Origin of the sequence: Flavobacterium sp. Sr18, assembly GCF_011064265.1 — a bacterium.
Classification (GTDB): Bacteria; Bacteroidota; Bacteroidia; order Flavobacteriales; family Flavobacteriaceae; genus Flavobacterium; species Flavobacterium petrolei.
In genome coordinates this window covers 470,608-495,399 of record NZ_CP049329.1, presented here as the reverse complement: position 1 = coordinate 495,399, position 24,792 = coordinate 470,608, and the positions used below count along the sequence as shown (strand labels likewise).

The 24,792-nt window shown below is 34.1% G+C and carries 25 protein-coding genes and 1 other RNA gene; 12 read left to right on the top strand and 14 right to left on the bottom strand.

Annotated features, from left to right (window positions below):
* Nucleotides 1-112: 112 nt before the first annotated feature.
* The gene (locus G7A72_RS02300) at nucleotides 113-412 is read right to left on the bottom strand and encodes a hypothetical protein (protein WP_113665707.1); all 300 of its coding nucleotides are present in this window, start codon (nucleotides 410-412) and stop codon (nucleotides 113-115) included.
* A 118-nt stretch (nucleotides 413-530) separates the two neighbouring features.
* Here G7A72_RS02300 and rnpB point away from each other — a divergent pair.
* Together rnpB and G7A72_RS02290 are read left to right on the top strand one after the other, a co-directional pair.
* An RNA gene (gene rnpB / locus G7A72_RS02295) (RNase P RNA component class A) lies at nucleotides 531-854 on the top strand.
* Nucleotides 855-1,075: 221 nt separating this feature from the next.
* On the top strand, nucleotides 1,076-2,011 hold the full coding sequence (locus G7A72_RS02290; protein WP_165151269.1) for a ketopantoate reductase family protein: 936 nt from the start codon (nucleotides 1,076-1,078) through the stop codon (nucleotides 2,009-2,011).
* A gap of 149 nt (nucleotides 2,012-2,160) precedes the next feature.
* On the opposite strand, the gene G7A72_RS02285 is transcribed toward G7A72_RS02290, so the two are convergent.
* The 3 genes from G7A72_RS02285 to G7A72_RS02275 form a co-directional block, all read right to left on the bottom strand.
* The gene (locus G7A72_RS02285; RefSeq protein ID WP_165151268.1) at nucleotides 2,161-2,994 is read right to left on the bottom strand and encodes an OmpA family protein; all 834 of its coding nucleotides are present in this window, start codon (nucleotides 2,992-2,994) and stop codon (nucleotides 2,161-2,163) included.
* Between the two features lie 51 nt (nucleotides 2,995-3,045).
* The gene (locus G7A72_RS02280; RefSeq protein WP_165151267.1) at nucleotides 3,046-4,047 is read right to left on the bottom strand and encodes a glycosyltransferase family 2 protein; all 1,002 of its coding nucleotides are present in this window, start codon (nucleotides 4,045-4,047) and stop codon (nucleotides 3,046-3,048) included.
* A gap of 66 nt (nucleotides 4,048-4,113) precedes the next feature.
* On the bottom strand, nucleotides 4,114-4,560 hold the full coding sequence (locus G7A72_RS02275) for a type I restriction enzyme HsdR N-terminal domain-containing protein (protein ID WP_113633896.1): 447 nt from the start codon (nucleotides 4,558-4,560) through the stop codon (nucleotides 4,114-4,116).
* Between the two features lie 91 nt (nucleotides 4,561-4,651).
* Here G7A72_RS02275 and holA point away from each other — a divergent pair, with 91 nt between their 5' ends.
* The 3 genes from holA (at nucleotide 4,652) to ettA (ending at nucleotide 7,695) form a co-directional block, all read left to right on the top strand.
* A complete protein-coding gene (holA, locus tag G7A72_RS02270; RefSeq protein ID WP_165151266.1) occupies nucleotides 4,652-5,656 on the top strand; it encodes a DNA polymerase III subunit delta in 1,005 nt (334 codons plus the stop codon).
* Nucleotides 5,657-5,731: 75 nt separating this feature from the next.
* Nucleotides 5,732-5,914, top strand: coding sequence for a CAL67264 family membrane protein (locus G7A72_RS16565; RefSeq protein WP_113665712.1), 183 nt, complete (start codon nucleotides 5,732-5,734; stop codon nucleotides 5,912-5,914).
* 86 nt (nucleotides 5,915-6,000) lie between these two features.
* On the top strand, nucleotides 6,001-7,695 hold the full coding sequence (ettA, locus tag G7A72_RS02260) for an energy-dependent translational throttle protein EttA (protein ID WP_113633893.1): 1,695 nt from the start codon (nucleotides 6,001-6,003) through the stop codon (nucleotides 7,693-7,695).
* A gap of 64 nt (nucleotides 7,696-7,759) precedes the next feature.
* On the opposite strand, the gene G7A72_RS16670 is transcribed toward ettA, so the two are convergent.
* The 3 genes from G7A72_RS16670 to G7A72_RS02250 all read right to left on the bottom strand — a co-directional run bounded on the left by G7A72_RS16670 (nucleotide 7,760) and on the right by G7A72_RS02250 (nucleotide 10,651).
* Nucleotides 7,760-7,885, bottom strand: a complete 126-nt coding sequence (locus G7A72_RS16670) for a hypothetical protein (protein WP_256371164.1) — start codon at nucleotides 7,883-7,885, stop codon at nucleotides 7,760-7,762.
* A gap of 78 nt (nucleotides 7,886-7,963) precedes the next feature.
* Nucleotides 7,964-8,380, bottom strand: a complete 417-nt coding sequence (locus G7A72_RS02255; RefSeq protein WP_165151265.1) for a thiol-disulfide oxidoreductase DCC family protein — start codon at nucleotides 8,378-8,380, stop codon at nucleotides 7,964-7,966.
* Nucleotides 8,381-8,485: 105 nt separating this feature from the next.
* Complete coding sequence (locus G7A72_RS02250) at nucleotides 8,486-10,651, bottom strand: DNA mismatch repair protein MutS (RefSeq protein WP_165151264.1); 2,166 nt, start codon at nucleotides 10,649-10,651, stop codon at nucleotides 8,486-8,488.
* A gap of 146 nt (nucleotides 10,652-10,797) precedes the next feature.
* On the opposite strand from G7A72_RS02250, the gene ung reads away from it, so the two are divergent.
* The gene (ung, locus tag G7A72_RS02245; RefSeq protein WP_165151263.1) at nucleotides 10,798-11,478 is read left to right on the top strand and encodes a uracil-DNA glycosylase; all 681 of its coding nucleotides are present in this window, start codon (nucleotides 10,798-10,800) and stop codon (nucleotides 11,476-11,478) included.
* 220 nt (nucleotides 11,479-11,698) lie between these two features.
* Here ung and G7A72_RS02240 read toward each other — a convergent pair whose 3' ends face one another.
* The 5 genes from G7A72_RS02240 to G7A72_RS02220 all read right to left on the bottom strand — a co-directional run bounded on the left by G7A72_RS02240 (nucleotide 11,699) and on the right by G7A72_RS02220 (nucleotide 15,919).
* Nucleotides 11,699-12,073, bottom strand: a complete 375-nt coding sequence (locus G7A72_RS02240; protein ID WP_165151262.1) for a DUF4258 domain-containing protein — start codon at nucleotides 12,071-12,073, stop codon at nucleotides 11,699-11,701.
* 36 nt (nucleotides 12,074-12,109) lie between these two features.
* Nucleotides 12,110-13,309 (bottom strand): alanine dehydrogenase, encoded by a 1,200-nt coding sequence (locus G7A72_RS02235; RefSeq protein WP_165151261.1) that lies wholly within the window; start codon nucleotides 13,307-13,309, stop codon nucleotides 12,110-12,112.
* Nucleotides 13,310-13,403: 94 nt separating this feature from the next.
* On the bottom strand, nucleotides 13,404-13,877 hold the full coding sequence (locus tag G7A72_RS02230; RefSeq protein ID WP_165151260.1) for a GNAT family N-acetyltransferase: 474 nt from the start codon (nucleotides 13,875-13,877) through the stop codon (nucleotides 13,404-13,406).
* An 8-nt stretch (nucleotides 13,878-13,885) separates the two neighbouring features.
* Nucleotides 13,886-14,293, bottom strand: coding sequence for a tRNA (adenosine(37)-N6)-threonylcarbamoyltransferase complex ATPase subunit type 1 TsaE (gene tsaE / locus G7A72_RS02225; RefSeq protein ID WP_121365308.1), 408 nt, complete (start codon nucleotides 14,291-14,293; stop codon nucleotides 13,886-13,888).
* A gap of 72 nt (nucleotides 14,294-14,365) precedes the next feature.
* Nucleotides 14,366-15,919 carry a PglZ domain-containing protein gene (locus G7A72_RS02220; RefSeq protein ID WP_165151259.1) on the bottom strand — a complete coding sequence of 518 codons (1,554 nt, stop codon included), beginning with the start codon at nucleotides 15,917-15,919 and terminating at the stop codon, nucleotides 14,366-14,368.
* A gap of 535 nt (nucleotides 15,920-16,454) precedes the next feature.
* On the opposite strand from G7A72_RS02220, the gene G7A72_RS02215 reads away from it, so the two are divergent.
* The 6 genes from G7A72_RS02215 to G7A72_RS02195 all read left to right on the top strand — a co-directional run bounded on the left by G7A72_RS02215 (nucleotide 16,455) and on the right by G7A72_RS02195 (nucleotide 20,097).
* Nucleotides 16,455-17,117, top strand: coding sequence for a PIN domain-containing protein (locus G7A72_RS02215; RefSeq protein ID WP_206531525.1), 663 nt, complete (start codon nucleotides 16,455-16,457; stop codon nucleotides 17,115-17,117).
* 84 nt (nucleotides 17,118-17,201) lie between these two features.
* Nucleotides 17,202-17,357, top strand: coding sequence for a hypothetical protein (locus G7A72_RS16505; protein WP_206531524.1), 156 nt, complete (start codon nucleotides 17,202-17,204; stop codon nucleotides 17,355-17,357).
* Between the two features lie 183 nt (nucleotides 17,358-17,540).
* The gene (locus G7A72_RS02210; protein WP_165151258.1) at nucleotides 17,541-18,407 is read left to right on the top strand and encodes an alpha/beta hydrolase; all 867 of its coding nucleotides are present in this window, start codon (nucleotides 17,541-17,543) and stop codon (nucleotides 18,405-18,407) included.
* A gap of 500 nt (nucleotides 18,408-18,907) precedes the next feature.
* Nucleotides 18,908-19,189 carry a hypothetical protein gene (locus tag G7A72_RS02205; protein WP_165151257.1) on the top strand — a complete coding sequence of 94 codons (282 nt, stop codon included), beginning with the start codon at nucleotides 18,908-18,910 and terminating at the stop codon, nucleotides 19,187-19,189.
* 18 nt (nucleotides 19,190-19,207) lie between these two features.
* Complete coding sequence (locus G7A72_RS02200) at nucleotides 19,208-19,747, top strand: GNAT family N-acetyltransferase (RefSeq protein ID WP_165151256.1); 540 nt, start codon at nucleotides 19,208-19,210, stop codon at nucleotides 19,745-19,747.
* 23 nt (nucleotides 19,748-19,770) lie between these two features.
* On the top strand, nucleotides 19,771-20,097 hold the full coding sequence (locus G7A72_RS02195) for a hypothetical protein (protein WP_165151255.1): 327 nt from the start codon (nucleotides 19,771-19,773) through the stop codon (nucleotides 20,095-20,097).
* Between the two features lie 116 nt (nucleotides 20,098-20,213).
* On the opposite strand, the gene G7A72_RS02190 is transcribed toward G7A72_RS02195, so the two are convergent.
* Both G7A72_RS02190 and G7A72_RS02185 read right to left on the bottom strand, forming a co-directional pair.
* On the bottom strand, nucleotides 20,214-21,614 hold the full coding sequence (locus G7A72_RS02190) for an efflux transporter outer membrane subunit (RefSeq protein ID WP_165151254.1): 1,401 nt from the start codon (nucleotides 21,612-21,614) through the stop codon (nucleotides 20,214-20,216).
* Nucleotides 21,604-24,774, bottom strand: a complete 3,171-nt coding sequence (locus tag G7A72_RS02185) for an efflux RND transporter permease subunit (RefSeq protein ID WP_165151253.1) — start codon at nucleotides 24,772-24,774, stop codon at nucleotides 21,604-21,606. Before G7A72_RS02185 ends, G7A72_RS02190 begins: the two co-directional genes overlap by 11 nt.
* Between the last annotated feature and the right edge of the window lie 18 nt (nucleotides 24,775-24,792).

Sequence of the window (24,792 nt, the reverse complement as noted above, 5' to 3'; positions counted from 1 at the left end):
TGCGTTTGTATTTAAAATCCTTATTCGCCGGTGTTCGGCGGATAAGATTACAACGAATAGCTGGAATTAGCTTCTAAAAAAATAATTGATTTAGGTTCTTTTAGAAAAGGATTTACTTGTCTCTTCCTTTGATGCTAAGATCGATTAAAACTCTTGCGGCACCATTATCTGAATTTGCTGCATATCCAGCTACAAACACACCTTTTTTACCCGAAGTTGATTTTATGCCATAAACTGTTGCTTCGTCATCTGGATTGGTGTCTCCTTCGTAACGGTAAATATGTTGAATTTCATAATGGCTTGGATTTTTTACAATATCTTCTTCATGAAGATTAAAATCAAAGGTAAATCCCATCTCATTCAAATCGTCTAAGGCTTTAGAAACGGTGGCATAATGATACATATTTGACATAATAGAGATTTTTTAGTTATTTATTAAAGGTAACTATTTTATTATGAATTGGTTGTAAAAGGCTTGTTAAAGTAAGCAATAGTAAATGAAAAAAAAGAATTAAATAGTGTAAATTTGCCCTGCAGACCGCCTTATCGCCGTTTTGAGCAATCAAGAGGGAGGAAAGTCCGGACACCAAAGGGAAGCATAGCGGGTAACACCCGTCGGTCACGTCTTTACGGACGAGATTAGGACAAGTGCAACAGAAAGTATGTACAGGTAATGCTGTAGTGAAACCAGGTAAACTCTATGCGGTGAAATATCAAGTATATCAGCATTTAAGGGCTTCTCGTCCGTTGTTGAAGGGTAGATAGCTTGAGTCTCGCAGTAATGCGGGATCTAGATAAATGATAAGGCTCTAATTTATTGGAGACAGAATCCGGCTTATAGGTCTGCATTTTTTTTATTAAAATATTTAATAAAATAAAGATTGTGAAATCTAAAAAAAAAACCATTAAGAAATTAAGTGTCATTAAGTTCCAAAGCTTAATTTTCTAAATTTCTTAATGGTTTTCTTTTTACTTAGTAGTTATAAAATCGCCAATAACAACAAGTTTGGATTAGTAAAAACAATAGATAAAAAACTAAGCCAGAAAGGTCAACTAAAAGATAAATTTTATACCGATGAAAACAAGAATTGGAATTTTAGGATTGGGTGGAGTAGGCGGTTATTTTGGTGGGTTATTAGCCAAAGCTTATGCTGAATCAGATGCAATCGAAATTATTTTTATTGCTCGTGGCAAAACTAAAAAAGCCATTGCTGCAAATGGTTTGAAAATCATTTTGGATGAAAGTGAAATGATTGTTTTTCCAAAATTGCTTTCGGATGATGCAGAAAAGATTGGTAAACTGGATTACTTAATTTGTGCCACAAAAACCTATGATATTGAAACTAGTTTTGAATCCATAAAAAACTGTATAACTTCAAAAACTATAATTTTACCTTTATATAATGGCGTTGATGCAACAGAACGCATACTAAATTTGTTTCCTGAAAATAATGTTTTGCAAGGATGCGTTTATATTGTTTCTATGATTGAATCTCCTGGGGTGATAAAGAAAATAGGGCATTATGAAAAGTTATTTTTTGGGTCTAAAAACACTTCAATTTCTTCATTAAAGGAACTGCAATCTATTTTCGAAAAGGCTTCTGTCGAAAGTTATCTTGTTGAAAATATAGAAGAAACAGTTTGGGGAAAATTTATATTTATTTCAGCTTTGGCTTCAGTAACTTCTTATTTGAATGAGAATATTGGTGGGATTCTAAATAATCCGGATAACAAAGCAATTTATATTTCACTTCTCAATGAAATTACTGCTGTAGCTCTGGCAAAAGGATTAGCGTTGCCAAATGATATTATTGTTCAAACAATCATTAAACTCGAAAAATCACCACAAGATAACACATCATCTATGCATAGGGATTTGTTGGCAGGTCATAAAATAGAAGTGAATTCCTTAACCGAGTTTGTAGTTAAAGAAGGTTTGAAACATGATGTTCCTACTCCAATGTATCGAATAATTTTAGATAAATTAATGGATAGTAATATTTACAATTAAGAAATTTAAATATTCTTTTCTAGCGTATAATATAACTTCACGATTTTTATTGAATGATAAAAATGAAATTACACAACCATGTTTATCAATAAAAAAAAAGAGGTTGTCTTTTTTAGACAACCTCTTTTAATAAAAATTTTTCACAAAAATTATGGTCTTTGTTTTTTCATTTCTTTTTCAATCATTTCGTAGAATTGATCAATTTTAGGTAAAACTACAATACGAGTTCTTCTGTTACGAGATCTGTTTTCAGCAGAATCATTTGCTACTAAAGGAATGTAAGAGCTTCTTCCTGCCGCAATTAATTGCTCTGGTTTAACACCTAATTGATTCGTTAATACACGAATGATAGAAGTAGAACGTTTTACACTTAAATCCCAGTTGTCTAATAAAACTCCTGTACCATTGTAAGGAACATTATCAGTATGTCCTTCAACCATACATTCAAAATCAGGTTTGTCATTCACTACTTTTGCAACTTTCGCCAAAACCATTTTAGCTCTGTCTGTTACTTCGTAGCTTCCGCTTTTAAATAATAATTTATCAGCAATTGAGATAAAAACAACACCTTTTTCAACATTTATTTCGATATCCGGATCAGATATTCCTACTGAACTTTTTAAACTAGTTACTAATGCAAGTGTCACACTGTCTTTTTTAGTTAAAGCATCCTGCATTCTGCTTATTTTTAAATCTTTCTCTTTGATAGATTCTAAAGCTTTTTCAATGTTTTGAGCACCCTTAGTTGACAATACAGTCATGTCTTTCGAAACACTGATTAAACCCTGATTTTGCTCTTTTAAAGTAGCTGCTGTTGCTGCAAGACCTGCTTTTTCTTCTAAACAAGTGTTTAATTTTACAGTAGCTGTATTTAGTAAATCTTGAGTTTCTTTGTTTCGAGCTTCTAATTCAGTGTATTTCTTTTTAGAAACACATGAATTTAAAAGGGCCATTACTGATAAGGCAATTACGATTCTTTTCATAAATTGTTTAAATTTAGATTAAAGGTTAAAGACAAATTTAGCTTTTAAAATTTATTTGATTCCAAATAAATCGTTAAAAGCTTTTAATTTTCTGATGAAGTATATGTAAACGATACTTTTGACGGTATAGTATGCTGATTCTTGAAATTCATTCCTTTTTTTATAATTATCAGAAAAAAGTGTATAAAAAGACCCATGTGCTTTCATAATTGCCCAAAAATGCTTGAACTTTCCTTGTGTTAAAAACTGAATTCCTGCAATTCCATCTAAAAGCATTCTGCCTAATAGTATCCTGTAAAGTTGCTCTTTCGGAAGATTTTTGGTCAGCATTAATAAAGAGTTTCTAAAATTTAAGTAGGTCTTCATTGGATGGCCTTGCTGTAAAGTGGCGCCACCTACATGATAAACTACAGATCCAGAATTGTATTTAATTTTATATCCTTTATTAAAGGCACGCCAACACAAATCAATTTCTTCCTGATGCGCAAAAAAATCATCATCAAAACCATTTAGTGTTTTATAAACAGAACTTCGGATAAAAAAACAAGCTCCTGATGCCCAAAATATTTCACGAGTATCATCATATTGACCGTTATCTTTTTCTAAAGTATCAAAAATACGACCCCGACAAAAAGGATAACCATATTCGTCAATAAATCCACCAGCAGCACCAGCATATTCAAAGTATTCTTTACGTTTATAATCTAATATTTTGGGTTGAATAATAGCAGTTTTTGGTTCGTTCTCGAAAGTATCAAGAATAGGTTTCAGCCAATTCTCGGTCACTTCGATATCCGAGTTTACTAATGCATATATTTCAGCATCAATATGTTTTAAAGCTTCATTGTAGCCACTTGCAAAACCAAGGTTACTTTCGTTTTTTATAATTTGTACTGATGGAAAAAAAACCTTGATGTAGGAAATAGAATCATCTGTAGAGGCATTATCAGCAACATAAATTGTAGCTTGTGGAGAATAATTAACTACAGATGGAAGAAACTTTTCAAGCAATAAAATTCCATTCCAATTTAGTATGACAACAGCTATATTCATTTTTGTTTTTATATTTTCAGATTTTAGACTTTATAGATTTTAAAATTTCAAGAAGTCTAAAGTAAGCTAATTATTATAATTTGGCAGATTCTCTAGAAATGCATATTTCTCGTTTTCAAAATCCATTTGGCAAAAGTAATGATTCAATCCATTGGTTACCATTAGGAATTGGGCTTTCATCGTCATGTTATAACGGGCAATTTGGTCGAAAGTAGCTTGTGCAATTTTGATTTCTGGCGCTTTGCATTCAATTAAGATGAAAATAGAGCCATCAGGATTGAAAACCACGACATCGTATCTTTTGCGCAAGCCATTGACTTTTAAAACTTTCTCGACATTAATCAATGATTTTGGATATTTTTTTTCTTCCAATAAAAACTGAACTACATGCTGACGAACCCATTCTTCGGGAGTAAGAATGATAAATTTTTTCCTGATTTCATCAAAAATGGAGACTTTATTTTCGCTATTTTTGAACCGAAAGTTATAAAGTTGAAAATTTAGTTTTTGCATAAAGCAAAAGTATTAAATAAGTTTAAAATTTAAAGTTTAAAGTTTCATCCGAAGCAACAATCTTTAAACTTCAAACTTTAAACAAAAAGGAATGGACGAGGTTTTAAAAATTGTAAATGATATAAAAAGCGGCAACATCAAACCCATCTACTTTTTGATGGGTGAAGAGCCTTATTATATTGACAAACTATCAGATTATATTGAAGAAAAAGTCTTATCCGAAGAGGAAAAAGGCTTCAATCAAACGGTTTTATACGGAAGAGACGTTTCTATAGAAGATATTATTTCGACAGCCAAACGCTATCCAATGATGGCAGAACGTCAAGTAGTCATCGTAAAAGAAGCCCAGGATTTAATTCGTACCATAGATAAGCTCGAAAGTTACGCTGATAATCCAATGGCAACAACAGTATTAGTTTTTTGCTATAAATACAAAACATTGGATAAACGCAAAAAAGTAACCAAGTTATTAGCGAAAAACGGTGTCGTTTACGAAAGTAAAAAACTATATGAGAACCAAGTAGGAGATTGGATCAAACGTGTTTTGTCAGGCAAAAAATATTTAATTGAGCCTAAAGCAAATGCCATGTTGGTGGAATTTCTTGGGACTGATTTGAGTAAAATAAACAATGAACTCGAAAAATTACAAATTATTTTGCCAGTTGGAAGTACGATAACTCCAAAGGATATTGAGGAAAACATAGGGTTTAGCAAAGATTTCAATGTTTTTGAATTGCGAAAAGCACTTGGCGAACGCAACCAATTAAAAGCCTATACGATTGCTGAAAATTTTGCGCAAAATCCAAAAGACAATCCAATAGTAGTAACGACTAGTCTGGTTTTTAGTTTCTTTATTCAATTATTGAAATACCATGGTTTGAAAGACAAAAATCCCAAGAATGTAGCAGCAGTTATTGGTGTAAATCCATTCTTTTTGAAAGAGTATGATGTGGCTTTGAAAAATTATCCAATGAAAAAGGTCAGTCAAATTGTAGGTGCTTTAAGAGATATTGATGTCAAAAGTAAAGGAGTTGGGGCAAATGCGATGTCCCAATCTGATTTGTTACGAGAAATGCTTTATAAAATATTTAATTAAAGGGCAAAAATTTCCGATATTTGCACTCCCGTTCCGAGGCTTCGGAATTGGATCATTAAAATAAATTCCACAATTATGTCAATGAATAAAAATACGATTCTGGGTTGGGCCACTCTGATAATGATAATCATGGGCTTATTGCTTATTGCATTAGGTGCTTTTAGGTATGATGATGTAGCAGGATGGGGCTTCGCAGCAGTAGGTGTTGGCTTTTTAGCTAATGCGTGGGTGTTTAGTTCACTCAAGGGAAGACTTTAGTTAATCAAAAATTACGAATTTAAAATTGAAAAAATTAGATAAGAACTAATTATCTAAAAGTATAATAATCAGAAAATCTATAAAAAATGGCAGACGATAAAAAAGTGATATTCTCAATGTCAAAATTGAGCAAGACCTATCAAGGAGCAGATAAACCAGTACTTAAAAACATCTATTTGAGTTTCTTTTACGGAGCTAAGATTGGTATTTTGGGATTAAATGGTTCTGGAAAATCTTCCTTATTAAAAATTATTGCAGGTGTTGATAAAAACTACCAAGGTGATGTAGTATTTGCACCAGGATATACAGTAGGTTATTTAGAACAAGAACCTATTTTAGATGATAGTAAAACAGTTATTGAAATTGTACGAGAAGGTGTCGCTGAAACGATGGCAGTTTTAGATGAATTTAATAAAATCAACGATAGTTTTGGTTTACCTGAAGTCTATGAAAATGCTGATAAAATGGAGCAATTGATGGATCGTCAAGCGCTTTTGCAAGATAAAATTGATGCATTGGGAGCTTGGGAAATTGATACCAAACTGGAAATCGCCATGGATGCTTTGCGTACTCCGGAAGGTGACACGCCAATCAAAAATTTATCCGGTGGTGAGCGTCGTCGTGTAGCTTTATGTCGTTTGTTGTTGCAACAACCTGATGTTTTGCTTTTAGATGAGCCTACGAATCACTTGGATGCAGAAAGTGTACTTTGGTTAGAACAACATTTAGCACAATATGCCGGAACTGTAATTGCAGTAACGCACGACAGGTATTTCTTGGATAATGTTGCTGGTTGGATTTTGGAATTAGACAGAGGTGAAGGTATTCCTTGGAAAGGAAATTATTCTTCTTGGTTAGACCAAAAATCAAGCCGTATGGCATTAGAAGAAAAAGTAGCTTCGAAACGCAGAAAAAACTTAGAACGCGAGTTGGACTGGGTTCGTCAAGGTGCCAAAGGACGTCAAACAAAACAAAAAGCGCGTTTGCAGAACTACGATAAATTATTGAACGAAGACCAAAAACAATTGGATGAAAATCTGGAAATTTATATTCCAAATGGTCCACGTTTAGGGACGAATGTAATTGAAGCCAAAAATGTTGCTAAGGCTTTTGGAGATAAATTACTGTATGATAATTTAAATTTCACATTGCCTCAAGCAGGAATTGTTGGGATTATCGGACCAAACGGGGCTGGTAAATCAACCATTTTCAAGATGATAATGGGTGAAGAAAAGCCAGATTCAGGAGAGTTCTCAATAGGAGATACTGTAAAAATTGCTTATGTAGATCAAGCGCACTCAAACATAGATCCTAATAAATCGATTTGGGAAAATTTCGCTGACGGTCAGGAATTGATTATGATGGGCGGAAAGCAAGTTAATTCAAGAGCTTATTTGTCACGATTTAATTTTGGTGGCGGAGAACAAAATAAGAAAGTTTCTATGCTTTCTGGAGGAGAACGTAACCGTTTACACCTAGCGATGACTTTGAAAGAAGAAGGAAACGTACTTTTGCTGGATGAGCCTACGAATGATTTAGATATCAATACACTTCGTGCATTAGAAGAAGGTTTGGAGAGTTTTGCTGGTTGTGCGGTTGTTATTTCTCACGACAGATGGTTCTTAGACAGAATTTGTACGCACATTCTAGCTTTTGAAGGTAACTCTGAGGTGTATTGTTTTGAAGGTGGTTTTTCTGAATATGAAGAAAATAAAAAGAAACGTTTGGGTGGTGATTTAACTCCAAAACGATTGAAATACAGAAAATTAATTAGAAGTTAATTTTTCTAATTATAGATAATAGCAGCAAGAGGATGTCCACAAAGGCATCCTCTTTTTTATGCCATTATTTTTTTCTATCGGAATTCATCATAATGAAAACTGCTGAAATAATTCCTACGATGACTAATCCGAATACGACAACCATTATAAAGGTTCCGTTGTCCCAAGAAAAAAGAGTGGTGTCTTTCATGATCCATTTATTTTTAAGATTGTTCAAATATATTATTCTTGCAAAATAAAAGGCATGATAATTATCATGATTGGGTGTTTAATCTAAAAATTTGGCTTGGAGCTCCTTTGTGGGAATTAAGCAAGCTTCCTTTTTCCCATACCATTTGTATCGGTTCTTAGCGATATAATCATAAATATGGTTACTGAATGAAGTGGGTAATATAGAAAATAGTGAAGCAAAATAAAATACTCCACCTAAATCTTTTGCAATCTCTAAAGCTGCTTCGGATTTATAATAGTAAGCAAAACCAGGCTGATACAGAATAATACTATCTGTTTTTTGTGTGTCAATACCCAAGTGTTTGATTATTTTTTGACCCAAATCAGATTGTAAGGCTACAAACCGGAAAACATCTTTTTTATCATGCTTAATAATCGTTTGCACCGCGGAATCACACAGATTGCAAACGCCGTCAAAGAGAATTATTTTTTTGCCTTTAGGAATATTGAGCATTTTTTTTGTTTTGTTATTTCATTGCGAGGAACGAAGCAGTCGCATTTAGTTGTTCAACTTGTTTCCTGTTAGTGCGATTGCTTCGTTCCTCGCAATGACTTTAGTTTACTTCTTCCCGGCTTCCACAAACTCCAGCGCTTCCAGACTGACTTTTGAAGTAAATACGCCGTAGTTCACTGTTACTTTGTTTTTTTCAATAGAATCGATGGTTCCTACTGCTTTTCCATCAAACATTCGCACGCAATCACCTACTTTTAGAATTGGTTTTGGTTTTTCAATCACGACTTTCAATTTCTTCTCTTTCTTTTCTTTTCTGATCTCTTCAACCTGCACCGTAACTTCTTGAATGACTTCTTTTTTCTTTTCAATCAGCGCTTTTGTCTCTTTTGTTGTGGCTTTCTTACGCTTTGAATTTTCGATTTCAATGATTTTCAAAAATTCACCAAGTAGTTCTTTCTTGTTTTTATTGTTGAAATATTTCTCTGAGATGTCTTCAATTTTTTGTCCAATGTAAATCGTTTTCTGGTTGCTGTCGTACAATTCTTGATAGCTTTCCAGTTTTTGTTTGATTTTTACATTAATAGTTTCCATTTTCTTGCCTTCTTCACGCGCTTTTGTTTCTTCTTCTTTCAGCGTTTGTGAAGTTTTCTCCATTTTAGAACGTTCTTTCTGAAGGGTGGCAATGGTTTTATCAAAACGTACTTTTCCAACTTCAATTTTCTTTTTCGCCCGATTGATTAAGCTGAAAGGAATTCCGTTTTTCAAAGCTACTTCAAACGTAAAGGAACTTCCTGCTTGACCCAAAACTAATTTGTACAATGGCTCTAATGTTTTTTCATCAAAAAGCATGTTGGCATTGGTGGCAAAAGGTAGTTCGTTCGCCAGAATTTTTAGGTTTGAATAATGCGTTGTAATAATCCCGAAAGCTTCTCTATGATAGAATTCTTCTAAGAAAATTTCTGCTAAAGCACCTCCTAATTCTGGATCAGAACCGGTACCAAATTCATCAATAAGGAACATGGTTTTTCTATTGCACTTCTTCAAGAAATAGTTCATGTTCTTTAATCGGTAACTGTAGGTACTTAGATGATTTTCAATAGATTGATTGTCACCAATATCTGTTAAAATTCTATCGAATAAAAACGTTTCACTGCGTTCGTGCACCGGAATCAACATTCCGGATTGCAGCATTAATTGAAGTAGTCCTACGGTTTTTAACGAAATAGTTTTCCCTCCCGCATTAGGCCCGGAAATCACTATGATTCTACTTTCCTGACTTAATTCAATAGTTTGCGGATGCGTAATTTCATTTTTTTGTTTGTTGTTCAAATACAGAATTGGATGGAAGGCATCTCTAAAATAAAGGCGGCGTTCCTCTGTAATTGTTGGTAAAATTCCATTGATTTTATTGGCATATTTTGCTTTCGCAGCAATTACATCAATATCACTAAGAAAATCCTGGTATTTGATTAAAAGCGGTAAATATGGGCGAATATAATTGGATAACTGTTTTAAAATTCGGGTAATTTCTTCTTTCTCTTCGTATTCAAGATTACTCAATTCACGGGAATATTGTAAAGTAGCTTCGGGTTCAATATAAGCAATACTTCCTGTTTTGGAACTGCCCAGAATGGATCCTTTTACTTTACGACGATACATCGCTAAAACTGCTAAGACGCGTCGATTTTGAACAAAACTTTCTTTAATATCGTCTAAATATCCCAATGAATTGTATTGCGTTAGTGCAGTACCAAAACTTTGATTCACTTTCCCACGAACAGCATTCATGCTGCGACGGATGTTCAATAAATCAGGGGATGCATTGTCTTTAATTTCGCCATATTTATCGACTACTTCGTCCACCATCGTGATGATTTCTTTAGTCAGTTCGACTTGGTTTGCTCTTGCGTTTATATTTGGATAATAATCTTCGAATTTTCTCAAAAAACTCAATAGGAAATTTACTGTTGAAGAAATGGTAGCTATTTTTCTAAAGCTGCCTACTTCTAAGAAACTGTCTTCAATGGCCAGAAATTTTATTTCATGCGTGATAGCATCAAAACCATGATTGGGAATCGCATTGTTATTTTGGAAAGACGAAACATATTCTGAGGTTTGCATTAATGCTTGCATCAATGTTTCCTTGTCTTTAAAAGGGGTTATTTCTAATGCTTTTTGTTTTCCAATGTCAGTATTACAAATGGTCGAAATGGTTTCGAGAACCGTTGGAAATTGTAAATCTTGTAATGTTTTTTCAGTGATGGATATCATTTATCGTATAATTCTTTTCAACACAAAAATAGCTAATAGTTAAGACTATTTAACAGACTTTCACAAAGAATTAATGAATGTTTATTATCCTTTTTATGATTCAAAAAAAATATTCTCTCTGTATCTTTGCTTTCTAATATTTAATTATGCAAATCAATCTCAATCCCACTTGGCAATCCATTTTATCAGATGAAATCCAGAAACCCTATTTTCAGGAATTAATGGAAACGGTTGATAAAGAATATAAAAATCATACGTGTTATCCCCCTAAAGAATTGATTTTTGCTGCGTTTAATTATTGTAGTTTCAAAGATGTAAAAGTGGTTATCATTGGTCAAGATCCGTATCACGGTAAGGGCGAAGCCAATGGTTTGTGTTTCTCTGTGAATGATGGTGTTCGAATTCCGCCTTCGTTACGCAATATTTTCAGGGAAATGAGTGAAGATTTGGGAACTATTTTCATGCCCACTTCCGGTAATTTAGAAGCTTGGGCAAAGCAGGGTGTTTTGTTGTTGAATGCCTCGCTGACGGTCAGAGAAGACAATGCGAATAGTCATAAACACTTAAAATGGAATCTTTTTACGGATGCAGTTATCCAAAAAATTTCGGAAGAAAAAGAGCATGTTGTTTTCTTGCTTTGGGGGAATTTCGCCCATAAAAAAGGACTTAAAATAGATCGAACAAAACATTTGGTTTTAGAATCCGGGCATCCTTCGCCAATGAGCGCCAATCAAGGAAAATGGTTCGGGAACAAGCATTTTAGTAAAACGAATGCGTATTTAAAACAAAACGGATTAGAATTAATCAATTGGATTTCAGTAGATTAATTGTGTTTTTTGAAAGCGTAAATTGGTATTTTACCTGCTTTGCGTGAGTGATGGAAGTGGAGCTCTTTTTTGAGAGGCGTTTTAGCCTCCAAAAAAAGCGGGAACGTACAGCACGACCCGAAGTTGCGAGGAGGAACGACAGAGCAATCTTTGGGGTCACGCCCAAATTAAAATAGTTTTATTTGAAAAAATTAACCGTAAATAACACTAATTAAAACACCTATTTTTTTATAATATCCTCTAAAACAGCTTTGTCAGCGTAATTAATGACTTTCAAAGTAACCTCTTGGTTTTTGATTGTTTTTCCTTCGATGATGTATAGCTTTCCTTTTTTAAGTTCTTTATTACTTTGGTCGAAATCTACGTCACCAAATTGCAATGTGTTTTTGATATCGGCAGTGTCAATCCATTTTTCAGCCAAAATCATTGAAGCTTTATCCGAATAATAAAACGGTTTGTTTCTCAAATCATTCAAAACTCTTGCATTTGGAAAATAGTTACAACGGGTATCTTTACCACTGAAAACTAACGCTACAAAAAACAGTCCTATTACTAAACCTACTAGATAATAGGCAAAACGATGTATAAACTTCATGAATTAAATTTTTGGCAAAGGTAGAAGAAAGTTTTCTTAAAAAACAATTAAATTGATGTCGTTATAAGGCAAATCAAACCATTCGCCTATGGAAGTATTAGTGAGGATTCCGTGGTACATATAAACGCCATTTTTCAACCCTTTATCGCAACGAATAGCACTTTCGATGCCGCCATCTTCAGCAATTTTCATCAGGTAAGGGGAAATTATGTTGCTTATAGAAAGTGATGCCGTTTTAGAATATCGGGAGGGTATATTAGGCACGCAATAATGCAAAACATTGTTTTTGATAAACGTTGGTTTCTCATGTGACGTCACTTCCGAAGTCTCAAAACAACCGCCGGTATCAATACTTACATCTACAATTACGGCTCCATTTTTCATGTGTTCTACCATGGTTTCTGTAACTATAACTGGACAACGTTCTTTGCCACGCATGGCGCCAATGGCTACATCACAACGTCTGAGTGCTTTAAGTAACGCTTTTGGTTGTATCGTGGAAGTGAAAATCCTTTGGTTTAAATTATTTTGCAAACGACGCAATTTGGTAATAGAATTATCAAAAACTTTGACACTGGCGCCTAATCCTATAGCGGTTTTAGCGGCAAATTCTCCAACGGTTCCTGCGCCCAAAATAACCACATCAGTAGGAGGGACGCCGGTAATGTTCCCGAATAATAATCCTTTTCCAAATTCGTTGGTAATCATCAACTCAGCAGCGATAAGAATGGATGCTGTTCCGGCAATTTCGCTCAAGGATTTCACCGCAGGATACGTTCCGTCTTCGTCCTTGATGTATTCAAAAGCCAGTGCGGTAATTTTCTTTTTCGTTAACGCCTCAAAATATGTTTTCTTTCGGGTTTTCAATTGAATGGCGGACAGCAGAATTGTTTGCGGGTTCATCATTTCAATTTCGGCAAGCGTGGCTGGTTCCACTTTCAAAATCATGGGGCAACTGAATACTTTTTTGGTGTCATTAGTAATTTCAGCACCTGCATCAGAATATTCTTTGTCGGTATAACTCGAACTCAATCCCGCTCCCGCTTCAATCATAACGCGATGGCCATGATAGGTAAGCGAGTTAACAGCATCTGGGGTAAGACAAATTCGGCGTTCCTGATAACTCGTTTCTTTTGGAATCCCAATAAAAAGTTCGCTTTTTTGTCTTGCAATTTCCAGTTTTTCCTCTTGTGGTAAAAGCTGTTGTTTTGTGAATGGCGTTATAGTTATTGACATTGATGTTGTTAAATTAAGGGTACAATTTACGTAAAAAGTTTTATAAACAGTACAAATTCAATCGTGTTAAATTCATTTGGAATGTAACAGAATCTCAGCGAATGATTCTTTCCATTTTTATATCGGCTCGTTCATAAACGCCATCTTCCAATGGTACTTCTACGAAACCAAATTTTTCATACAAATGAATAGCCGACAGTAATTTCCGGTTAGAATATAAAATCACTTTCTCCATTCCTTTTGCTTCAGCAACAGCAAGACAATGCAACATTAGTTTCTTGCCAATTCCTAATCCTTGTACACCATCTGTAACTGCCATTTTACTCAGTTCGAAAGTCGTATCGTCAATTTTTATTAAGGAAACCGTTCCTACGATTTCATCTTTATATTTTGCATAAAAAATCATTCCACCTTTGTCTATAATCTGACCTTGCGGATCCGAAAGTACGATTTCATCTTTGGGTTCAACCCTAAAATGTTTTTGCAACCATTCCAGATTTAAAGTTTTTATAGCTTCTTTGTATGTCGGGGAAAAAGGTATAATTTCAATAGTATTGTCTACACTCATGTTTACTTTCAGCTTAAAGTTAAAGAACGTTTTCCATCAGCGAGTAGCGAAATAGTGATAACTGAATGTACCTCGGGAATCAAATTTGGAATCTTCTCTGCCCATTCTATAAAGCACCAATTGCCGGAATACAAATAATCATCAACACCCATATCCAAAGCTTCTTCCTCTTTGTTTAATCGATAAAAATCAAAATGATAAACCAGCTGGTTATCATCGGCTTCATATTCATTAACTAAAGAAAAAGTTGGACTGCTTGTTGCTCCGGTTACGCCAAGTGTTTTACATAATTGCTTAATCAAAGTTGTTTTTCCAACGCCCATTTCTCCGTGAAAAAGAATCACTTTTTTGGGATTTTCGGATATTATTTTTTGTGCAACTTCCTCGAGTTGGTCTATAGAAAAAATGATATTCATTCTTATAAAATTGTTTAAAGTTTAAAGTTTAAGATTCTTGCCGTACACTGAAAACTGAGACTGACTACTTTCTTATTTCGGGTTAAAAACTAAAAACGGAATAATCATTTCTTCTAATGAAATTCCACCGTGCTGATACGTGTTTTTGTAATAACTTACATAATGATTATAATTGTTGACATAGGCCAAGAACAAATCATTTTTTGCAAAAATATAAGAACTACTCATATTTATGGTAGGCAAACCAATATTTTTTGGTTCTTTCACAGCATAAACATCTTTGTGTTCGTAGGTCAAACTGCGCCCTGTTTTATAACGTAAATTCAAACTAGTGTTTTTGTCACCCACCACTTTCGATGGATTTTTTACGTTTATCGTCCCGTGATCGGTAGTCAAAATCAATTTGAAACCCATTTTTTGGGCCTGTTGAATAATTTCTAAAAGTGGGGAATTCTTAAACCAGCTCAACGTCAGCGAGCGATACGCTTTATCATCTGAGGCCAGTTCTTTTACCACATCCATCTCCGTTTTGGCATGCGAAAGCATATCTACAAAGTTGTATACCACGGTAACTAAATCATTATCTTTCAAGGCTTTGAAGCTTTCGGATAATTTTTTTCCGCCGGCAAGACTGGTAATTTTAAAATAATCTTCCTTGATATTCAAACCCAATCGTTTCAATTGCGCTGTCAAAAATTCTGCTTCAAAAAGGTTTTTTCCGCCTTCTTCCGGGTCATTTTTCCAATATTGCGGAAACTGTTTCTCCATTTCTAATGGCGTTAAACCAGAGAAAATCGCGTTTCTCGCATATTGTGTCGCCGTAGGAAGAATAGAGTAGTAAGGCACTTCTTTTTCCAGCTTATAGTAATTTCCTACTACACTTTCAAAGGTTTTCCACTGGTCGTAACGCAGGTTGTCAATCACGACAAACAAAATGGGCTTGTCTTTTTTCTTGAGTTCAGGAAGTACTAATTCTTTGAATAAGGTGTGTGATTGAACGGGTTTATCGGCTTTTGCGGCAAACCAATCCTCGTAATTGCGCTCAATGAATTTTCCAAATTGCGAATTGGCTTCTGTTTTCTGGGATTCCAAAATTTCAATCATACTCTGATCATCGATATTCTCCAATTCCAGTTCCCAAAAAATCAATTTCTTGTACAACTCAATCCAGTCTTCATAGGAATTTACCATCGCCATTTCCATGGTGATTTTTCTAAATTCCTTCTGATAATCCAGCGTAGTTTTTTGCGAAATCAATCGGGAATGATCCAGATTTTTCTTTAAACTCAACAAAATCTGGTTCGGATTCACGGGTTTAATCAAATAATCAGCAATTTTAGAACCTATGGCTTCCTCCATAATGTATTCTTCCTCGCTTTTCGTAATCATAATCATGGGAACCGAAGATTTTTTCTCCTTCATTTCTGACAGCGTTTCCAAGCCGCTCATTCCGGGCATATTTTCATCTAAAAAAACAATATCAAAATTGTTTTCTTCAAAAATCCCAATGGCGTCAAGTCCGTTGTTACAGGTTGTTACCTCGTAATTTTTCTTTTCCAGAAATAGTATATGTGGTTTCAAAAGGTCGATTTCATCATCAACCCAAAGTATTTTTATTTTATCCATAATTGTATCAACAAGAGTTCTAACGTACTAAATTAAAGTGCCAAATTACATTTTTTTGCAACGGCTACCTGCTAATATTATGATAATTTTTTAACACACTTACGCTGCATTTTATAAAAGTACAATTCACTTTCGTTTTGTTTTAGGTTTGTTTCTGGGCGTGTCCCATCCTCCGTAAACTCCGTCTGGGTCGGGCTGTACGCTATATCTTTCCTTTTTAAAGAAAAAAGGAAAGGATGCCGCTTCCATCCCTTACGCAGTTGCGAGAATGATTGGGGTTTACAATTACGTTTGGGAACGGAGGTTTCTGGAAACTAACTTGGATTATATTATTTGTAATGAATTTATTATATATTTGGAAATAACAATATTCTGTTATTTGTTTGAATGAGCTAAAATATGGATAGATTAAGTTTCAAATTTGAAGGTGAACTTTATTGGAATTATGAGTTATTAACTAAAAATTAAATTCCAATTAATCCCAAAGCCAGAGCAAAGATGGGAGAATATTGTTTGTAATTATAAAATAAAAACTATGGCAAAAAAAATTGAGAAGCTAGATGCACTAATTTTTATTGATACAAATATTTTTCTTGATTTTTATAGAATTAGGAGAACAGATGTTTCAATGAAGTATTTAGAGGAAATTGTCAAACACAAAGACATTATTATTACCTCCAGTCAAGTAGAAATGGAATTTAAAAAAAATCGTCAAAGCGCAATATTAGAGTCAATAACGGAGGTAACAAAAAAAGGGAATATTAATTTAAGTGTTCCGGCCATTTTATCAGATAGTCAAGCTTTAAAAATGATGAAAAAAGCAAAACAAGATATTGATGACCAGCAAAGAAAATTAAAATTGCAAATAGAGAGAATATTAAAAAATCCAAATCAGAATGATCAAGTCTTTAAATGTCTCCAAAAAGTTTTTTCCAACAAATCGATTATAAATCTTGACAGAGAAAATAAATTAAGATTTACTATTAGAAATCTAGCAAAAAAACGTTTTTTATTAGGTTATCCGCCGAGAAAAAAAGATGATAATTCAATTGGGGACGCTGTCAATTGGGAATGGATAATTAAATGTGCAGAACTCACTGGAAAACACATAATAATTGTTACAAGAGACACAGATTTTGGTACAATTAGTGAATCGGAATCATATCTAAATGATTGGCTTAGGCAAGAGTTCAAATAAAGAATAAGTCAAAAGCGTAAACTAATATTAACTGACAAGCTTTCTAAAGCATTTCAGCTAGTTAAAATACCTGTTACAAAAGAGATGATTGAAGAAGAAAAAATTGTAATTAATGATAATTTTATCTTGACCCAACAAAGACTACAAGAAACAATAAGAAGATTTTCTGAAACAATTAAAGATTCAAATATATTTGAGACAATGAACAATATTAATAAATTTAAATTACCTGAAAACTAATAAAAAAGCGACCGATTCAATCTTATAAAGTACTGGTTTTGTTTGTGTGTAGTGATGATCTATTCCTGCAAACGTGATCGTCCCACTCTTGACCACAAACAAATTGCTTTGAATTTAAAAAAACGAATAATATAAAAGAATGTCACACAAATTTATTTTTAAAAATATTCGAAGAAAAACAAAATGATGAAACCAATACTGATTTTAATAGTGCTCTTTTTTACAACAGCTTCAAATTCTCAAAATAATAAGCCAAAAGAGAATAGTAAACCTTTTGTTCTGGGAAGCATCGAAGAAATACATTCAAAAATATTATCCGAAAAAAGAATACTAAACATTTATTTACCGGAAGGATATCAACAAAATGATACCATCACCTATCCCGTAATCTATTTACTAGATGGTTCCACAGATGAAGATTTTATTCACGTTGTTGGGCTTTTTCAATTCAACAGTTTTTCATGGATCAATAGAGTTCCAAAATCAATTGTTGTGGGAATTGCAAATGTGGATCGTAAAAGAGATTTTACATATCAAACCACCATCGAAGCGGACCAAAAAAGATATGCAACTGCGGGGAAATCGGCAAATTTTATTTCATTTTTAGAAAAGGAATTACAGCCCTATATTGAAAGGAAATACAAAACAAATGATTCAAAAACTATTATTGGACAATCATTAGGCGGACTTTTGGCCACCGAGATTTTACTTCAAAAACCCAATTTATTTAATAAATACATCATCATAAGTCCCAGTTTGTGGTGGGACAATGGCTCTTTGTTGCGTCATAATTCAGTTATTTATCAAGAAAACTTCAATAAAAAAATTGATATTTACATCGGAGTTGGAAAAGAAGGACTTGCACCAAGTGAGATTTCGCATGTTATGGAAGTAGATGCAAATCTATTAACAGAAAAATTAAAAAGTACAAAATCTAAAACGATTACAGTAAACTTTGACTATTTGCCACAGGAAGACCACGCCACGATAACACATCAAGCTATTTTTAACGCTTTGAGAATTTTGTATCCGATGCGCACGGAAAAGTAAAAGCAAAAGGCACTTTTATCAATGGACTGATGGAAAGCGAGTGGTTCTTTTAATCAGTATGACAAAATGATCAATTAGAATATCAAGAGACTTTTGAAAACGATAGAATCATCAAAAAAAGATAGTCCAATGTATTGCTTCGGCATTTTTAAAGAGCTGTTAATCAATTATGTTATAAGCAATAAATTTCGTTGCTGAAATTCTGTTTTTTTTAAATACAGTAAATTAATTTCTTTAAGAATTACTTATTAAAAAAAACAGGGAATTTATTGAGCCTCGAAAAAATAGGAATTAATAAAATTTGGGTTTTACTTTTTGAAACAATAACCCTGATAACATTAAGAAAATAAGATATTACGCAGAGAAAAATTAATATAAAATTGGCAGTAACAAATCGTAGAGATTTTATTTTTGTAATGTAGTATTATGGCGAATAAAATTGGTCAAGTTTTTGTATTGCCACAGTACTGCAATTTATTATTAATTAAATTTTTATTATTATGACAGAAGATTTCAAACTCATTGATAAAGAAGATATTGCGCTTCTTAAATTTCCCAAAACAGATGTTCTAAACGACATTGACGAAATAAAAACCAGAACCGGTGAAATCAACAGAGCCCTATCATTGGGTAATTTAGAGCATTCAAAAATTAAAATATTCTTTGAAGACAGCGAATCCAAAAAAGTTGTAGATACTACGGTTTGGGCTGTTACAGACAAAAATGTTATTTTAAAGCAAGGTGTGATGATTCCTATTCACAGAATATATAAGTTGTTTTAGTATTATAAAGAACAAAAAATGAACATCCTAATTCTCAAAACAGAACGATTGATTTTAAGACCAATTACGCTATTGGATTTGGATTATATTCATGAATTGCATTCTTTGAAAGAAACAGATGAATTCAATACGTTAGGAATTCCGGAAAATAGTGAAGAAACAAAACTGCTTTTAGAAAAGTGGATTTTCGAAAACAATAAAGCACTTACGACCCATTTTACTTTTGCGGTCGAATTCAGTACAGGAAACCAAATTATTGGATTAATTGGAATCAATTTGGGGAAAGTGAAATATAAAAATGCCGAAGTTTGGTTTAAATTTCACCCTAACTATTGGAACAAAGGCTTCGCTACAGAATCTTTGAAGGAAATTCTCCGTTTTGGTTTCAATGAACTGAATCTGCATCGGATTGAAGCGGGTTGTGCTGTTGGGAATGTTGGTTCCATACATGTTTTAGAAAAAACCGGAATGACTAGAGAAGCACACACCCGAGAATTATTGCCATTGTCATCTGGCTGGTCCGATAATTACGGTTACGCTATTTTAGCAACCGATTAATAAAATTCAACAAAAACCACACTATGAAATTTACCACAATCAATCTTGGAGACAATAAAATTGAAGTTTTTAATTCTTTTATCGGAAGAGAAACAATAGTACTAAACGGTAAAGTAGTTTCGGAGAAAAGTTCGATAACCGGAGCAACACATCATTTTAAAATGATTGAAAATGATCAAGAAGTAGCGTGTAAATTTATTTTGGGTTATGGACTAAATGGAGTGTTAATGAGTTTGTATAAAGACAACAAACCAGTAATTGAGTCTCAAAAAAGTATATTCTTTGGATTTGTATTTCTGACGCTTATTTGCTTTGGTTTTGTGTTTTTTTATAACGTAATCTTTCACTGAGAACGTCAATAATACCATTTAAGACAATTATAATTTAAAAGACAAAACCACTGCCGGTACAAAGAGCAGTGGTTTTGAACAAACAGGAATCAATACTATTTAGTCAAGCAATTTGATTACTGCCAGCCGCCACCAAGGGCTCTGTACAATTGAATTATCGCTTTGTATTGTTGGAATTTATTGTCTATCAAGCTTAGTTCAGCATTCAAAGCATTGTCTTTTACGGTCAAAACTTCTAAATAATTGGCTAAACCATATGTCAATAATTCATCCGAATAATCGGTGGCTTTATTCAACGCATCGACTTGTTTTTCTCTAACCGTAAGTTTATACGTCTCATTATTGTATTGTGCCAAAGCATCCGAAACTTCTTTTCCAGCAGTCAATAATGACTGTTCAAATTGAAGAAAGGCTTTTTCCTGATTGGCTTTAGCAATTTCAAACTTCGTTTTAATTTGGCGTTGATTGAAAATGGGTTGCGTCAATCCCGTAATTACATTGGCGAAAATTGAATTGGCACTAAACCATTCTTTCAAATCGATACTCTGAAGTCCGCCAGTTGCAGTAACTTTCAATGTTGGATAAAAATTACTTTTGGCAACATTAGTCTGTTCAAAGTTTGAAATCAAGTTGTATTCAGCTGCAATCACGTCAGGTCTGTTTCGCAGCAAAGTTGCAGGAACCCCAAGTGTAATTGTAGGTTGCATGGATTGAGACTCGAATGTGCTTCTTTCAACTTTGGCAGGACCTTGACCCAAAAGAATACTGATGGTGTTTTCAAGAATAATAATGCTATTCTTTAAATCGGCAATGATGATTTGGGTAGCATATTTCTGAGCTTCTGTTTGCTTAACGCCAACTTCAGTTACATTTCCCGCTTTTTTCAATGCTACAATAGTTTCAACACTTTTATCTCTGTTTACCAATGTTTTCTCCGCTAATTTTATTTGCGCATCAACCGAAAGCAATTGATAATAAGTAGCGGCAATGTTAGCAATCAACTGCGTTTTTACGGCTTGATTGGCAGCAGTTGTTTGCAGATATACAGCATTTGCAGCACGCTTGTTGCTTCTTATTTTTCCCCAAATATCAGCTTCCCATGAAAGATTTCCTGTTAACTGATATTGATTGGTACTTCTGTCTTGCAACAATGCACCAAACTGACTATTCCTAGAAAGTTCCTGATGTGTCCAGTCGGCACCGGCAGAAAGAGTAGGGAAGTACCCTGCTTTTCCTTGCTTCATCGATGCTTCTGCCGCTGCAATATTTTGCATGGCAATTTTGATATCCAAATTATTTTCTAATCCTTTCTTGATATATCCCTGCAAAATCGGATCCGTGAAAACGTTCTCCCAGGCAACATTTGCAAGTGAAATGGTATCGGTTGAAACAATTTCGTTTCGGTATAAATTTTCCGTTTTTAATTCTGGTCGGTCGTATTCTTTGGCAACAAAGCACGATTGCATTACTGTTGCGGTTGCAACAAGTACTGCTATTTTAGTTAACTTATTCTTCATTTTCTTTGTTTAAAAGTGCGACATCTGAATCCTGATTTTCTATAGGAAGTGGTTTTGTAGAAATTTTTTCCTGTAAGGTTTGGAAAACAATAAACAATACTGGTATAACAAAAACTCCAAAAATAGTTCCTATTAACATTCCACCAATAGCTCCAGTTCCAATAGCATTGTTTCCAATAGCTCCAGCTCCTTTAGCTAACATTAAAGGCAATAATCCAAAGATAAATGCAAATGATGTCATCAATATTGGACGCAAACGCGCGACTGCACCATGAATAGCAGCTTGCGTAATACTCATTCCTTTTTTTCTGGAATCTACAGAAAACTCGACAATCAAAATGGCGTTCTTAGCGAGTAATCCAATAAGCATAATAAGTGTTATTTGTAAGTAAATATTATTACTCACATCGAATAAATAAGCAAATAAGTACGCTCCTGCTAAACCAATTGGCAATGAAATTAATACGGCAAAAGGCAACATATAACTTTCATATTGAGCAGCTAACAAGAAATATACAAATACCAAACACAATAGGAAAATATACAATGTTTGACCGCCTGCACTTATTTCCTCACGGGTCATTCCTGAAAACTCGTAGCCATAACCAATAGGTAAGTTTTGACTTGCCACTTCCTCAACTGCTTTGATGGCATCACCAGAACTGAAACCTACGTTTGGAGCACCTGTGATTTTTACAGAAGTAAACAAATTGAAACGCTCTATTGCTTGAGGGCCAAATACTTTTACTAACGTCACAAATTGCGAAATAGGTGCCATTTGACCGTTTTTATTTCTGACCAATACTTGATTTAATGATTCGGGATTACTTCTAAATTCAGGTTCAGATTGGTAAACTACACGAAATTGTTTTCCAAATTTGTTAAAATTAGAAGCATAAACCCCACCATAATATCCTTGCATCGTTCCTAAAACATCAGTAACTGTTAAACCTGATTTTTTTATCGAAGCAACATTCAAATCAATTCGGTACTGCGGATAATTTGGAGAAAAAGAAGTAGTTGCATATTTGATTTCAGGACGGCTGTTTAAAGCTGCCAAAAATTTATTATTTACTTCACTTAACTCCGAGATTGTTCCTCCTTTTTGATCTTGTAATTGAAATTCAAAACCATTGGTAAAACCAAAACCAACAAGTGTAGGACGAGCAAAATAAAGTACTTTTGCATCTTTTACTGAAGCTGTACGCTTGAATAATTCCTGTACAACTGCATTTATTTCTTGATTCGTTTCTTTACGTTCTGCCCAAGTTTTCAATTTCACGATTACCATTCCGTAGTTGCTACCGGTACCACTTAGTAAACTACGACCTGAAATACGAAGCACTTCTTTTATTTCAGGAATGTCTTTAACTTTATTTTCAATTTGTAATAAAACCTCTTCTGTTCTTTCTAATGAAGTTCCTGGCGGAAGCGAAATATCTGAAAGAATAGCACCTGTATCTTCACCCGGAACAAAAGCCTTTGGAGTAATATTTAATAATAAGATAAAAATCCCTGCAAAGATGGCAATTCCTAAAAATGCCAACCATTTTCGTTTTATAAAAAACTCAATAGATCTTTTATATTTAGCGGTTGTGGTTTCAAATCCAACATTAAATGCAGTAAAAAAGCGCTCTGCAAAACCTTTTTTCTTAGCACTTTTATCGTGTTCTTTTAAGAAAATGGCACATAAAGCCGGGGAAAGTGTCAAGGCATTAATAGCTGATAATACGATTGCAACAGCTAAAGTTATTCCAAACTGCTTGTAGAAAACTCCCGCAGATCCACTGATAAATGAAACTGGAATAAATACTGCCGACATAACTAACGTAATGGAAATAATTGCACTACTAATATCCTGCATGGCACTGTGAGCCGCTTTTTTGGGATTATGTTCCCCAGCTTCCATTTTGGCATGCACGGCCTCAACGACGACAATGGCATCATCGACCACAATTCCCACAGCGAGTACTAAGGCAAAAAGCGTTAGTAAATTTATGGTAAAGCCAAATAAACTTAGGAAAAAGAACGTTCCCACAATTGCAACAGGAACAGATATTGCAGGTATAAGGGTTGATCTCCAGTCTTGTAAGAAGATAAAAACTACGATGAATACCAATATAAAGGCTTCAATTAAGGTATGAATCACTTTAGTAATAGATTCGTCTAAGAAGTCGTTTGCATTAATTAAAGTGGCATATTTTACCCCTTTTGGGAAATTTACTTCCGCTTCATCTAATACTTTTAAGGAACCTTCAATTACTTCTTGTGCATTAGATCCTGCAGTTTGAGCAATTGCAATGGCAATGGATTTGTTTCCGTTTGTGTACGCATTACTGGCATAGTTTACAGCTCCCAATTCAATTTTTGCAACATCACCTAACTTAAGGATTTCTCCGTTTTCGGTTGAACGAACGATAATTTCTTCGAACTCTTTTACATTTTGTAAACGACCTTTATATTTTAAAGCATATTGAAAAGATTGGTCACCACTTTCACCTAATTGTCCTGGAGCGGCTTCAATATTCTGCTCAGCCAATAATGCTGTAATGTCCGAAGGAACAAGTCCATATGCACCCATTACATCTGGCTTAAGCCAAATGCGCATGGAGTAGTCTTTTTGTCCAAAAATCATTGCTTCTCCAACTCCAGCTACACGTTTTATTTTTGGTAAAATATTAATGTTAGCATAATTTTGAAGAAAAGTATCATCATAATCGGGGTTATCACTATATAATGATAAAATCAAGATATTATCGCTCTGTCTCTTTGAAGTTGTAACACCGGCTCTTGTAACTTCCTGAGGTAGCAAAGGTGTAGCACGTGAAACACGATTTTGCACATTTACAGCGGCTAAATCTGGATTTGTCCCTAATTTAAAGTATATATTAATGGCTGCCGAACCATCATTATTTGATGTAGAAGTCATGTAAGTCATGTCTTCGACACCGTTGATTTGTTCTTCTAATGGAATTACCACCGAGCTCATTACCACTTCGGCACTGGCTCCTTGATAATTTGCTGATACAGTTACTGTAGGTGGTGCTATTTCTGGATATTGTGAAACTGGAAGTGAGATTAACCCTAAAACTCCCAAAATTACGATGATAATAGATATCACCGTTGACAATACCGGTCTGTCAATGAATTTTGAAAACATATTTTATTATTTATTCAA

What these genes read in the sequence shown, in the direction of transcription:
- holA (WP_165151266.1), top strand. Translation starts at nt 4,652, where the DNA reads ATGGACGAGGTTTTAAAAATTGTAAATGATATAAAAAGCGGCAACATC.
- G7A72_RS16505 (WP_206531524.1), top strand. Translation starts at nt 17,202, where the DNA reads ATGATTGAAGAAGAAAAAATTGTAATTAATGATAATTTTATCTTGACC.
- G7A72_RS02285 (WP_165151268.1), bottom strand. Translation starts at nt 2,994, where the DNA reads ATGAAAAGAATCGTAATTGCCTTATCAGTAATGGCCCTTTTAAATTCA.
- G7A72_RS02210 (WP_165151258.1), top strand. Translation starts at nt 17,541, where the DNA reads ATGATGAAACCAATACTGATTTTAATAGTGCTCTTTTTTACAACAGCT.
- G7A72_RS02185 (WP_165151253.1), bottom strand. Translation starts at nt 24,774, where the DNA reads ATGTTTTCAAAATTCATTGACAGACCGGTATTGTCAACGGTGATATCT.
- G7A72_RS02230 (WP_165151260.1), bottom strand. Translation starts at nt 13,877, where the DNA reads ATGAGTGTAGACAATACTATTGAAATTATACCTTTTTCCCCGACATAC.
- G7A72_RS02205 (WP_165151257.1), top strand. Translation starts at nt 18,908, where the DNA reads ATGACAGAAGATTTCAAACTCATTGATAAAGAAGATATTGCGCTTCTT.
- G7A72_RS02250 (WP_165151264.1), bottom strand. Translation starts at nt 10,651, where the DNA reads ATGATATCCATCACTGAAAAAACATTACAAGATTTACAATTTCCAACG.
- G7A72_RS02215 (WP_206531525.1), top strand. Translation starts at nt 16,455, where the DNA reads ATGGCAAAAAAAATTGAGAAGCTAGATGCACTAATTTTTATTGATACA.
- G7A72_RS02195 (WP_165151255.1), top strand. Translation starts at nt 19,771, where the DNA reads ATGAAATTTACCACAATCAATCTTGGAGACAATAAAATTGAAGTTTTT.
- G7A72_RS02280 (WP_165151267.1), bottom strand. Translation starts at nt 4,047, where the DNA reads ATGAATATAGCTGTTGTCATACTAAATTGGAATGGAATTTTATTGCTT.
- G7A72_RS02240 (WP_165151262.1), bottom strand. Translation starts at nt 12,073, where the DNA reads ATGAAGTTTATACATCGTTTTGCCTATTATCTAGTAGGTTTAGTAATA.
- G7A72_RS16670 (WP_256371164.1), bottom strand. Translation starts at nt 7,885, where the DNA reads ATGAAAGACACCACTCTTTTTTCTTGGGACAACGGAACCTTTATAATG.
- tsaE (WP_121365308.1), bottom strand. Translation starts at nt 14,293, where the DNA reads ATGAATATCATTTTTTCTATAGACCAACTCGAGGAAGTTGCACAAAAA.
- G7A72_RS02220 (WP_165151259.1), bottom strand. Translation starts at nt 15,919, where the DNA reads ATGGATAAAATAAAAATACTTTGGGTTGATGATGAAATCGACCTTTTG.
- G7A72_RS02255 (WP_165151265.1), bottom strand. Translation starts at nt 8,380, where the DNA reads ATGCTCAATATTCCTAAAGGCAAAAAAATAATTCTCTTTGACGGCGTT.
- G7A72_RS02275 (WP_113633896.1), bottom strand. Translation starts at nt 4,560, where the DNA reads ATGCAAAAACTAAATTTTCAACTTTATAACTTTCGGTTCAAAAATAGC.
- ettA (WP_113633893.1), top strand. Translation starts at nt 6,001, where the DNA reads ATGGCAGACGATAAAAAAGTGATATTCTCAATGTCAAAATTGAGCAAG.
- G7A72_RS02290 (WP_165151269.1), top strand. Translation starts at nt 1,076, where the DNA reads ATGAAAACAAGAATTGGAATTTTAGGATTGGGTGGAGTAGGCGGTTAT.
- ung (WP_165151263.1), top strand. Translation starts at nt 10,798, where the DNA reads ATGCAAATCAATCTCAATCCCACTTGGCAATCCATTTTATCAGATGAA.
- G7A72_RS02300 (WP_113665707.1), bottom strand. Translation starts at nt 412, where the DNA reads ATGTCAAATATGTATCATTATGCCACCGTTTCTAAAGCCTTAGACGAT.
- G7A72_RS02190 (WP_165151254.1), bottom strand. Translation starts at nt 21,614, where the DNA reads ATGAAGAATAAGTTAACTAAAATAGCAGTACTTGTTGCAACCGCAACA.
- G7A72_RS02200 (WP_165151256.1), top strand. Translation starts at nt 19,208, where the DNA reads ATGAACATCCTAATTCTCAAAACAGAACGATTGATTTTAAGACCAATT.
- G7A72_RS16565 (WP_113665712.1), top strand. Translation starts at nt 5,732, where the DNA reads ATGTCAATGAATAAAAATACGATTCTGGGTTGGGCCACTCTGATAATG.
- G7A72_RS02235 (WP_165151261.1), bottom strand. Translation starts at nt 13,309, where the DNA reads ATGTCAATAACTATAACGCCATTCACAAAACAACAGCTTTTACCACAA.